The organism is Aeromicrobium sp. Leaf272 (genome assembly GCF_001422865.1).
Classification (GTDB): Bacteria; Actinomycetota; Actinomycetes; order Propionibacteriales; family Nocardioidaceae; genus Aeromicrobium.
The window spans coordinates 70,533-81,613 of sequence record NZ_LMMY01000011.1 but is presented as its reverse complement, the minus strand read 5'-3'; the positions used below and the strand labels follow the sequence as shown (position 1 = coordinate 81,613).

At 72.7% G+C, this 11,081-nt stretch carries 8 protein-coding genes; 5 read left to right on the top strand and 3 right to left on the bottom strand.

Annotated elements, in window-relative coordinates; genetic code table 11:
- Nucleotides 1-2,020, bottom strand: a 2,020-nt coding sequence (locus ASF38_RS07445) for a carbon starvation CstA family protein (RefSeq protein WP_056575388.1), incomplete at its 3' end; no start/stop codon positions are given.
- A gap of 173 nt (nucleotides 2,021-2,193) precedes the next feature.
- Nucleotides 2,194-3,858: an LPXTG cell wall anchor domain-containing protein gene (locus tag ASF38_RS07440; protein WP_056574870.1), complete on the bottom strand. Its 1,665-nt coding sequence runs from the start codon at nucleotides 3,856-3,858 to the stop codon at nucleotides 2,194-2,196.
- Nucleotides 3,859-3,998: 140 nt separating this feature from the next.
- Here ASF38_RS07440 and cobU point away from each other — a divergent pair, with 140 nt between their 5' ends.
- The 3 genes from cobU to ASF38_RS07425 are packed head-to-tail and all read left to right on the top strand — an operon-like array spanning nucleotide 3,999 to nucleotide 7,442.
- Nucleotides 3,999-4,541, top strand: a complete 543-nt coding sequence (gene cobU, locus ASF38_RS07435) for a bifunctional adenosylcobinamide kinase/adenosylcobinamide-phosphate guanylyltransferase (RefSeq protein WP_055961195.1) — start codon at nucleotides 3,999-4,001, stop codon at nucleotides 4,539-4,541.
- Nucleotides 4,542-4,593: 52 nt separating this feature from the next.
- Nucleotides 4,594-5,946, top strand: coding sequence for a M20/M25/M40 family metallo-hydrolase (locus ASF38_RS07430; protein ID WP_055961191.1), 1,353 nt, complete (start codon nucleotides 4,594-4,596; stop codon nucleotides 5,944-5,946).
- Nucleotides 5,943-7,442 (top strand): MFS transporter, encoded by a 1,500-nt coding sequence (locus tag ASF38_RS07425; protein WP_235497487.1) that lies wholly within the window; start codon nucleotides 5,943-5,945, stop codon nucleotides 7,440-7,442. Before ASF38_RS07430 ends, ASF38_RS07425 begins: the two co-directional genes overlap by 4 nt.
- Here ASF38_RS07425 and ASF38_RS07420 read toward each other — a convergent pair whose 3' ends face one another.
- Nucleotides 7,443-8,279, bottom strand: coding sequence for a hypothetical protein (locus ASF38_RS07420; protein WP_056574867.1), 837 nt, complete (start codon nucleotides 8,277-8,279; stop codon nucleotides 7,443-7,445).
- A gap of 105 nt (nucleotides 8,280-8,384) precedes the next feature.
- Between ASF38_RS07420 and ASF38_RS07415 the strand changes: the two genes are divergently transcribed.
- Nucleotides 8,385-9,866: an aspartate aminotransferase family protein gene (locus ASF38_RS07415; protein ID WP_056574865.1), complete on the top strand. Its 1,482-nt coding sequence runs from the start codon at nucleotides 8,385-8,387 to the stop codon at nucleotides 9,864-9,866.
- Nucleotides 9,863-11,081 (top strand): lysine N(6)-hydroxylase/L-ornithine N(5)-oxygenase family protein (locus tag ASF38_RS17125; RefSeq protein WP_082480642.1); only part of this gene is annotated, 1,219 nt, incomplete at its 3' end. The genes ASF38_RS07415 and ASF38_RS17125, both read left to right, overlap by 4 nt.

Below are 11,081 nucleotides of genomic sequence, written 5' to 3'. Positions count from 1 at the left end.
CCGCGTTGGCCACGATCACGATCACCAGCAGGGCGAAGGTGGCCTGGATGACGCCGTTGGTCGTGGAGTTGCGGATGATCTGGTCCATCTGGCTCGCGTCGGCGGCCGGGGCCAGCACCTCGCCGGAGTCGCGTGCGGTGCGGTAGCGGTCGGCCTGGGCGAAGTAGCCGATGGCGGGGTTGTCGCTGAACACCTTCTGCCAGCTGGCCGTCATCGTCACGATCAGGTCCCACGCGAGCGGGATGCCCGGGACCCAGGCGTACTTCACCTTGCCGTGCTTGATGAACAGCGTGACGCACAGCGTGAGCGCGATCGCGGCGAGCAGCTGGTTGGCGATGCCGAACAGCGGGAACAGCTGGTTGATGCCGCCGAGGGGGTCGCTGATGCCGATCCAGAGGAAGTAGCCCCAGGCGCCCACCGTGACCGCGCTGGCCGCCCAGGCGGCGGGACGCCAGGAGACGTCGCCGAAGCGGGTCCACACGTTGCCGATCGTGTCCTGCAGCATGAACCGACCCACGCGGGTGCCGGCGTCGACCGCGGTGAGGATGAACAGCGCCTCGAACATGATCGCGAAGTGGTACCAGAACGCCCGGAGCCCGCCGCCGAACGCGTCGGAGAAGATCTGCGAGAGACCGAAGGCGAGGGTCGGGGCGCCGCCGGTGCGCGAGATGATGGTCGACTCCTCGATCGAGGCCGCGGCCGCGGTGAGGTCGCCCGGGGAGAGCGTGAAGCCGAGCTGGCTGACGAACGCCGCGGCCCCCTCGGGCGTGCCGCCGGTCGCGCCGGCCGGAGCGTTCATGGCGTAGTAGAAGCCCTGGTCGATGACGACCGCGGCGATGAGCGCGCTGATGGCGACGAACGACTCCATCAGCATGCCGCCGTAGCCGATCATCCGGACGTGGCTCTCCTTCTGGATCATCTTCGGCGTCGTGCCGGAGGCGATCAGTGCGTGGAAGCCCGACAGCGCGCCGCAGGCGATCGTGATGAACACGAACGGGAAGACCTTGCCCGCGAACACCGGGCCGTCGCCGTCGGTGGCGAAGCTCGTGATCGCGTCTGCCTGCAGGGTGGGTGCGGCGATGACGAGGCCGACGGCCAGCAGGACGATGACGCCGATCTTCATGAACGTCGACAGGTAGTCGCGGGGCGTCAGGAGCATCCACACCGGCAGGATCGAGGCGACGAAGCCGTACACGACCAGCGCGACGACGAGGCTCTCCTTGCTCAGGGTCAGCGTGTCCGCCAGGCCGGTCTGGTCGATCCAGCCGCCGCCGATGATCGCGAGCAGGAGCAGGACGACACCGATGACCGTGACCTCGAGGACGCGCCCGGGCCGGATGTAGCGCAGGTAGAAGCCCATGAACAGGGCGATCGGGATGGTCAGGCCGATGGAGAACACGCCCCACGGCGACTCGGCGAGCGCGTTGACGACCACCAGGGCGAGGACCGCGAGGATGATGATCATGATCGCGAAGACGGCGATGAGCGCGGCCGTTCCGCCGATCACGCCGATCTCCTCGCGCACCATCTGGCCGAGGCTCTTGCCGTCGCGCCGCATCGAGAGGAACAGGACGACCATGTCCTGGACGGCGCCGGCCAGGATCACGCCGACGATGATCCAGATCGTGCCGGGCAGGTAGCCCATCTGCGCGGCGAGCACGGGCCCGACGAGCGGCCCGGCGCCGGCGATGGCCGCGAAGTGGTGGCCGAACAGCACGCGTCGGTCGGTGACCTCGTAGTCGACGCCGTTGTCGAGGCGCTCCGCCGGCGTGGCGCGGGTGTCGTCGACCTCGAGCACCTTCCTCGCGATGAAGCGGGAGTAGAAGCGGTAGGCGATGGCGTACGACGACAGTGCGGCGAACAGGATCCACAGGGCCGACACGTCCTCGCCGCGCGAGAGCGCGAGGACGGCCCAGCAGACCGCTCCCACGAGGGCGACGGCCGACCAGACGACGATCGTGCGGACCCGGCTGCCGCCGGTGTCGGCGGGGCTCGGTGCGGACGGAGCTCGGGTGCTCATGGGTTCCCCCTCAGGACGCGTGACGGCGCGCAGGACCACCGCGCCGACCCATCCGACCACGGGTGACGCCGCTCACGCCAGTTGCGTACGTTGCGTCGCGCCGAGCGGCACCGTCCCCGCGGCGAGCGGCCCCCATCGGTGGATCCGCAACAGCTGGCGTCGGGGGCGCAGGGTCAGGCGCTGCGGCGTCGACGCGCGACGAAGGTGGCACCGCCGGCGAGGAGCAGGCCGGCGCCGAGGGCGAGGAGTGCCGGCTGCACGGGCGCGCCGGTGTCCGGCAGGGCCGAGCCGGACCCACCCGGGCCGGACCCGTCCGAGCCCGCGGCGACGACGTCGAAGGGCTGCCAGGCCGTCACGATGCCGGTGGACGGGTCGATCGCTCCGACGTGGTGCCGACCCGAGAAGCCGGTGGGCACGTCGACGCTGACGGCGCCGGACGGCAGCGGGCCGGTGAAGACGACCTCGATCGTCGAGGCGCGGACGATCACGCGGAGCTGGTCCTGCTGGGCTTGCTGCATCTCCGTGATGAAGCCGATGATCTGCCGCATCATCTCCTCCAGCGCCTGCTGCTGCTCCTTGGTCGCGTCCCCCAGCTGCTGCTCGTAGGCGGCCTTGGCCTCCTCGAGCTGCGCGTCACGTTCATCCTCCACGGGCCGGGGATCGAAGCCGATCGAGCCGCCGGGGCGCGAGCCGATCGGCGCCCGGGTGGGCATCTTCGCGCCGACGACCTGCTCGGTGAGCTCGAGCTGCGCGTCGATGGACTTCTTGAGCTCGTCTGCCAGCCGGGGGCCGGGACTCGCCGCCAGTCTCGCGAGCTGCTCCTGCACGTCCTGCGCCGCCCGCTTGGCGTCCTGGGTGGCCTGCCCCACCTGCTCGAGGCGGCGCACCTGCGACTCGCTGAGGCCCGGCCCCGCGGGATCGGTGCCGCCGGATCCCCCGGGGTCGAGGGTGCGGGTGATGCTGCCTGCCGTGCCGGTGAGGGTGAGGGCACGGCTGCCCGCCAGGGCGCTGAACTCGACCCGACCCGAGCTGTCGGACTGCGCGCCGCGCCGGGTGCTGCCGTCGACCAGCGTCACGTCGGTGCCCGGCTCGAACCCGGTGCCCACCACGGCGCCACCACCCTCGCGCACGGTCAGGCCGAGCACGGTGGTGCGCACCTCGGTCGATCCCACGGCGCCGTTCTCGAGCTCGAGGATCGCGCGGTTCACGCCGGGCTGGGCGAGGAACTCGTCGCCGTCGTTGCGGACCGTGACGTCGACCCGTCCATCGCCACCGGCCGTCCCTCGGGCGACGTTGTCACCCAGGTAGCCGCTCGCGCCGATCGCGGGCGGCACGCCCTGGGCCGAGAGGCGGACCCCGTCGGCGGCGAGCTTGTCGGCGGTGACCCAGGCCGGGGAGGCCGTCACGACGAAGGGGTCGGGCAGCACCTCGATGGTCTGCGCCGCCAGCTGCGCGTCGCCGTCGTGGAGGGTCAGGCGGTGGGTTCCGACGCTGATGGTCGGAAAGGTGACGTACTCGTCGAACCCGCCTCCCGTGACGCCGAACGTCTCGACCGCGGTGCCGTCGAGCCTCAGCTCCACGGACTCCGCCCGGACGTCGGAGGCCGACACCGGGACGCCGAGGTACCGGTAGCGGGTGAGGCCGTCCGGCGTGCGCGCGTCCAGGCTCGCCTGTGCGGGCAGGGGTGCCGTCGTGGTGGGGGACGAGCTCGCCGACGCGACGGCCGCCCTCGGGGCGGATCCGTGGTCGGGAGCGGTGGCGGCCGAGGTCACGGCCGGGACGGCGACCATCACGAGACCGGTCAGGACGATGAGGACGAGGGCACGCAGGAACGACACGGAGTCTCCAGGGACGAGGCAGACGCCGGCCGGGTGCTCGACCGGTCGCTCGAAGCCTAGGGAACCGAGGCTCCCGGCGTCCGCCGAACGCACGAAGAACTTCCAGGTTCGGCGGGACCGCGCGGGAGTAGGGTCGCGGCATGAAGGCTCTGGTCACAGGTGGGGTGCGGTCGGGCAAGTCGTTCCACGCGGAGTCGCTGGTGGTCGCGCACGAGCGGGTCGTCTACGTGGCGCCCGGCCCGGCGGCCGACCCCGACGAGGACCCCGAGTGGGCGCAGCGGGTGGCTCGGCACCAGGAGCGACGGCCCTCGCACTGGACGACCGTCGAGACCACCGAGCTCGTCGGCGCGATCGAGGGCGGTGACGCCGACGCCGACACGGCGGTGCTCATCGACTGCCTCGGCACCTGGCTCACGAGCCAGATCGACGAGCTCGACGGCTGGGACGCCATCCGCGAGGAGTGGGAGCAGGTGCTGCTCGACCGCGTCGACGCCGCGGTCGAGGCCCTCGCCCGGACGCAGCGCACGGTGGTGCTCGTGACGAACGAGGTGGGGCTCGGCGTGGTGCCCGAGCACCGGTCCGGCCGGATCTTCCGCGACCTGCTCGGTGTCGTGAACCAGCGCTTCGCCGCCGAGTGCGACGAGGTGCTGCTCGTCGTGGCCGGCCGGGTCATCACCCTCTGACGCCGTCCGGCTCGCGGGGCGGGTGACCCCGGCCGCGGGCTAGCGTCGGGGAGTGCATCCTGACGTCGAGGTCCTGCGCGCGACGATCCGCGTGCCCACCGTCGCCGAGCGTGACCCTGACCTGACCGACCCGGCGCCCTTCGACCAGCTGCACGCGCTCCTTGCCGAGCACTTCCCGCTGCTGCACGAGCGGCTCGAGCGGGTCGACCTGGGCGAGGCCGCACCGCGCGCGCTGCTGTGGCGGTGGGCCGGGACGTCCTCGGACCGTCCGGTCGTGCTCATGGCCCACCAGGACGTGGTGCCGGTGACGCCCGACGACCCGTGGACGCACCCCGCCTTCGCCGCCGACGTCGTCGAGACCCCCGAGGGACCAGCGATCTGGGGCCGAGGCACCCTCGACGACAAGGGGCAGCTGGTGGCGATCTGCACCGCCGTCGAGCGTCTGCTCGCCGACGGTCTCACGCCGGCGCAGGACGTGTGGCTGTCCTTCGGTGCCGACGAGGAGGTGTCCGGACCGTCGGCACCCGCGGCGGTCGACGAGCTGCGGCGACGCGGCGTCGAGCCGTGGTTCGTCCTCGACGAGGGCGGTGCCGTGGCGGGCCAGGCCTTTCCCGGCGTGGGTGCGCCGGTCGCCGTCGTCGGCGCCACGGAGAAGGGCACCACCACGCTCTCGCTCACCGTCACCGGCCGCGGGGGTCACTCGTCCACGCCCGCGCCCAAGGGCCCGACCGCCCGCCTCGGACGCGCGCTGTGGCGCCTCGACCAGAAGCAGTTCCCGATCAACGTCCCGGGCCCCACGGTCGACCTGCTGCGTCGGCTGGCCGGCCACCTGCCGCTGCCGCTGCGTGCGCTCCTGACCGGCGCCACCCGAACCCCGCCTGGCGTGCTCGGTCGTGCGCTCGTCGCGGCCGGGCCCGAGACCGCCGCCATGGTGCGGACGACCATGGTGGCCACCACGCTGTCCGGTGCGCCCGCCCACAACGTCATCGCCGCCCGGGCGCGGGCCGAGGTGAACCTGCGGATCATGCCGGGGGAGAGCGTGGCGTCGGCGCTCGACCACGTGCGCGACGCCGTCGGCGACCGGCAGGTGGCGGTCGACGTGGTCGAGGCCAACGAGCCGAGTCCCCTCTCGCCCACGACCGAGCCCGAGGCCCTGGGTGCGTTCGCGCTGCTGGAGCGCACGATCGCCGACGTCTTCCCCGACGCGATCGTGACGCCCTACGTGATGATGGCCGGCACCGACAGCCGCTTCTTCTGCGACATCTGCCCCCGCGTCTACCGGTTCGCCCCGCTGCGGATGAGCAAGGAGCAACGCGCCTCCATCCACTCCTTCGACGAGCACGTGCACGTGGCCGCCTGGCTCGAGGGCGTCGACTGGTACGTCGCGCTGCTGAGGTCGCTGTGAGCACCCCGGCGGGGGTGCCGGGCCGTGGGCGGCAGAGCACTCCGGCGGGGGTGCCGGGCCGTGGGCGGCAGGTCAACACCGGCCTGTGGGCGGTGGTCGGCTTCCTCGTGGCCGTCGAGGTCGTGAGCGGCATCCTGCAGGGCTTCTACACGCCGATCTTCTCCGACATCGCGCGTCACCTGGGCATCCGCGACGCCGACGTGAACTGGTTCGAGGCCGCGCAGCTGGTGCTGTCGGCGCTCGCGGTGCCGCTGCTGTCGCGGCTGGGCGACCTGTGGGGCCACCGCAACGTCCTGCTCGTGTCGACGGCGGTCACGGCGGTCGGCTCCTGGGCCCTGGCCTTCGCGCCCGGCTTCTCCACGTTCCTCGTCGGCTGGGCGCTGCAGGGTGCGTACGTGGTGTGGCTGCCCGTGGAGGTGGCGATCATCCACCGCCGCACGGCCGGCTCGCCCGACCAGCACCGCCTCACCCGTCGGTCGGCCGCCTTCCTGGTGGCGGCGCTCGAGACCGGCGTGATCGTCGGTGCGCTCACGTCGGGCGCCCTGGTGGAGTCGACGTCGATGACGGTGCTGCTGTCGCTGCCCGCCGTGGCCGTGACGCTGTGCCTCGCGATCGTGTGGTTCGGCATCGAGCGTGACCGCGGACAGGCGTCGGGCGGGTACGACTACGGCGGGCTCGCGTGGCTCACGGTGACCCTCGGGCTGCTCATGGGCGGGCTCATCGCCATCCGGCTGATGGGCGTCGGCTCCCCGGTCCCGTGGTCGCTCGTCCTGCTCTCGTTCGCGGCGCTCTCCGTGCTCGTCCGGTACGAGCGAGGGCTGGCCGCCCGACCCGAGGACGGGGTCGCTCCGCTCATCGACGTTCACACGTTCGTCCGCGCGGCCCAGTGGCCGGTGCAGCTGACCGCGTTCCTGTTCGGCATGTCGGTGCTGGGCGCGCAGATCCCGCTGTCCACCTTCGCGCGGACCGATCCTGACGTCGCGGGCTTCGGCCTCGGTGCGTCCGCGGCCTTCGTGTCCACGCTCATCGGCGTCTACGTCGTGACGATGGTGGTGGGTGCCCTGCTCCTGCCGGTGCTCTCGCGCACGCTCGGCCCGCGCGGGGCGATGGTGGCGGGCTGCGCCGTCGTCGGTGTCGGCTACGGACTGTTCCTGCCGCTGCACGACACGACCACCCAGACGCTCACCAACATGGGCGTCGCCGGCGTCGGGTCCGGGCTGCTCGTGGCGGCGCTCCCGGCCGCGGCCGCTGCAGCCGCGCCGCCGGAGGCCACCGGCTTCGCGACCGGCATGACCAACGCGACCAAGACGGTGGGTGGCGCGATCGCGTCAGCCGTGTTCGCCATCGCCCTGGCGTCGACCGGGTCGATCGACGACCCGACGCTCGGCACCGCGCCCCTCTCGGGCTACCTGACCGTGTGGGCCGTGTGCTCGGTGAGCGCCTTCGCGGCCGCCGTCGTGCTGACCCTGACTCGCAGGACGTCCGAGACGCGGTGACTAGGGGGCCTGGGCGCCGATGGGGTTGGGGTAGGTGATGGCACCGGCGGCGACCACGGCGCGGGCGGCGGCGACCAGGTCGGACTCCACCGACACCGCGTGCGCCGTGGCCTCGGTGTCGAGGGCGGCGTCGACGGCACGGTCCGTGGCGTCCTCGAGTCGCTCGCGGGCGGCCCGGCCGGTGTCGGTGGGTGCGCCGTCGGCGTCGACCCAGCCGCGACGGCGCAGGTCCTCCAGCGCCTCGGCCCACTCGTCCTCGGTCCAGCCTCGGACCGAGCGCTGACGCTCCGGAGCCCGGCCGAGCGCCACCTGCAGGGCGTTCGAGGCGGCCCCGCCGAGACCGGCGGTGACGAGCACCGACACGTGGGCGTCGCCGCGCAGCTCGCGCAGCACGCTCGCGTGGCGCCACAGGGCACCGACCGCGTCGTCGGGCACGGCCAGCGACGACTCGGCCGCGGCCAGCGGCTTCCCCGCGAGGTCGGCGCGACCGACCACCTGCGTGAGGCGCGCGGCCAGACGCTCGACGTCGTGCTCGGCGAGGGCGGGACCGAGCACGTCACGGGCGATCGCGAGCCGCTCCGCCAGCACCGCCTGCGGGTCGGCCATCCGCCACGCGTCGGGGACGGCCCGCTCGACGAGTCGCGGGGCGAAGCCGTGGAAGGTGGCCACGACCACTGCGGCGGCGGGAGTGCCGAGGGCGCCGGCGCGCGAGGCGGCGTAGCCCATCCAGTAGCCCTTCAGCCCCAGGGACTCGTAGCGGGACTGGGCATCGGGGGCGAAGTAGACCACGGAGTGCAGGGCCTCGATCGAGCGCCAGAAACCGGTGAGCGGGTGCACGGGCGTCTCCGAGGGGTGAGGTGTGACGTGGCTCCCAGCAGGTTGCCGGGGCGGTCCGGGTTTGCTTAGGTAAGGCTTGCCTACACAATCTTCGGGGGAAGGAGCATGGTGGACGACCACCTGTTCAGCCCGGCCAACGCCGAGCACTATGCCACGACCATGCGCGCCGGGCTCGACGTGCTCACCGAGCACCTCGGCAGCGTCCGGACGCCCTTCAGCGGACGCTCGGTCACCGACGTCGCACGCGCCGTCGACGCCGTCGACCTGGACCGGCCCGTCGACGTCGACGCCGCGCTCGCCGAGCTCCGCGACGTGTACCTCGACGACGCAGTCTGGTTCCACGACCCCGGATACGCCGCCCACCTGAACTGCCCCGTGGTCGTCCCGGCGCTGCTGGCCGAGCTCTTCGTCTCGGCCGTGAACTCCTCGCTCGACACCTGGGACCAGAGCGCGGGCGGCACGCTCATCGAGCGCCGGCTGGTGGACTGGACCGCCGGACGCATCGGGTTCGCCGTCCCCGCCGAGGGCGGGACCGCCGATGGCGTGTTCACGTCGGGCGGCACGCAGTCGAACCTGCAGGCGCTGCTCATGGCACGCGGCGAGACCTTCCTGCGCGGCCACGTCGACCCGGGGCTCGCCTATGCCGACTCGCTCGCTCGCTTCCGGGTGTTCTGCTCGGCCGACGCGCACTTCAGCGTGCAGAAGTCGGCCACGATCCTCGGCCTCGACGCCGACGCGGTGGTGCCCGTCGACGTCGACGCCCGGCATCGGATGGACCCCGTCGCCCTGGAGCGGGCGCTGCACGACTGCCTCGCCCGCGGCCTCGTCCCCATGGCCGTGGTCGCCACGGCCGGCACGACCGACCTGGGTGCGATCGACCCGCTCGGTGCCGTCGCAGACCTGTGCACCGAGCACGGCGTGTGGATGCACGTCGACGCCGCGTACGGGGGTGGGCTGCTCGCGTCGCCTCGACGTCGGCACCGGCTCGACGGCATCGAGCGGGCCGACTCGGTCACCGTCGACTTCCACAAGACGTTCTTCCAGCCCGTGAGCGCGAGCGCCGTCCTGGTGCGCGACACGGGGGTCCTGCGGCACGTGACCTACCACGCCGAGTACCTCAACCCGCGGACGGCCGACCTGCCGAACCAGGTCGACAAGAGCCTGCAGACCACCCGCCGGTTCGACGCGCTCAAGCTCTGGCTCACGCTGCGCGTCATGGGTGCCGACGCGATCGGGCAGGGCTTCGACACCGCGATCGACCTCGCCCACGCGACGGCGGACTGGGTCCGCGAGCAGGACGACCTGCAGCTGCGGGCCGAGCCCGAGCTGAGCACCGTCGTGTTCCGCTACCGGCCCGACGGCCTCGCCGACGACCTCGCCGACGACCTCAACCCCCGGATCCGGCGCACCCTCTGGGGCGACGGTCGCGCGGTCGTCGCCGGCACGAAGGTCGACGGGCGGGCGTGGCTCAAGCTCACCCTGCTCAACCCGGCCGCCACGCTCGAGGACGTCGTGGCCGTGCTCGAGCGGGTGCGCTCGACCGGTGAGGACCTGCTCGAGCGCGACCGCGAGGAGGTCGACGCATGACTGTGCCTGATCGCCGCCCACGGCCCGGCACCCCCGCCGGGCGGGGCCGGCAGGAGGTCCTCGACTTCGTGGCCGTCGGCGCCGGACCGTTCAACCTCGGACTGGCCGCCCTCGCCGAGCCCACCGGCCTGCGGGGCGTGGTGCTGGAGTCCCGCGACGACGTGTCGTGGCACGCGGGCATGATGCTGCCCGAGGCCACGCTGCAGGTGCCGTTCATGGCCGACCTCGTGACCATGGCCGACCCGACGTCGCCCTACTCGTTCCTGGTCTACCTCAAGCAGGTCGGGCGGCTGTACCCGTTCTACATCCGCGAGAGCTTCTACCCGCTCCGCCGCGAGTACGACCGCTACCTGCGCTGGGCCGCCGAGCGGCTGCCCGTGCGCCTGGGTCACCACGTCCAGTCGGTCCGCCGCGACGGCGAGCTGTTCACGGTGACCGCCTTGACGGCCGACGGCCCCACCACGCTGACGGCCCGCCACGTGGTGCTCGGCGTGGGCACGCGTCCGCACGTGCCCGACGCGGCGCGCGCGCTGCTCGAGGGTGGGCACGGTGGGACCGTCGTCCACACCGCCGACTACCTGCCGCGCAAGGAGGCGCTCCAGGCCACCGACTCCATCACGGTCGTCGGCAGCGGGCAGAGCGCCGCCGAGGTGTACCGCGACCTGCTGGAGGACGCCGGGCGGTGCGGCTACCACCTCACGTGGGTGACCAGGTCGCCGCGCTTCTTCCCGATGGAGTACACGAAGCTGACGCTGGAGATGACGTCGCCGGAGTACACGGCGTACTTCCAGGCGCTGCCGACGCAGGTCCGCGACCGGCTGGTCGGCGAGCACAAGCCGCTCTACAAGGGCATCAGCGGCGACCTCGTCGACGACATCTACGACACGCTCTACCGGTTGAGCGTCGACGGCCCGGTCACGACCGACCTGCTGGCCGGCACCACGCTCACGTCGGCGTCGTGGGACACGCAGGCGGGTCGGGTCGGCCTGGAGCTGCGCCACGACGAGACCGACGTGCCGTTCCGCACCACCACGGCGTCGCTCGTGCTGGCCACCGGGTATCGGGCCGGCCTGCCCGACCTGGTGGAACCGCTGCACGACCACGTCAGGTGGGACGAGCGCGGCCGGTACGCCGTCGCGTCGGACTACACGATCGACGCCGACCACCGGGTCTTCGTGCAGAACGCCGAGGAGCACACGCACGGCTTCGTCGCCC

Excerpts from the sequence above, each read along its gene's own strand:
- ASF38_RS07415 (WP_056574865.1), top strand. The coding sequence starts at position 8,385 with ATGGTGGACGACCACCTGTTCAGCCCGGCCAACGCCGAGCACTATGCC.
- cobU (WP_055961195.1), top strand. The coding sequence starts at position 3,999 with ATGAAGGCTCTGGTCACAGGTGGGGTGCGGTCGGGCAAGTCGTTCCAC.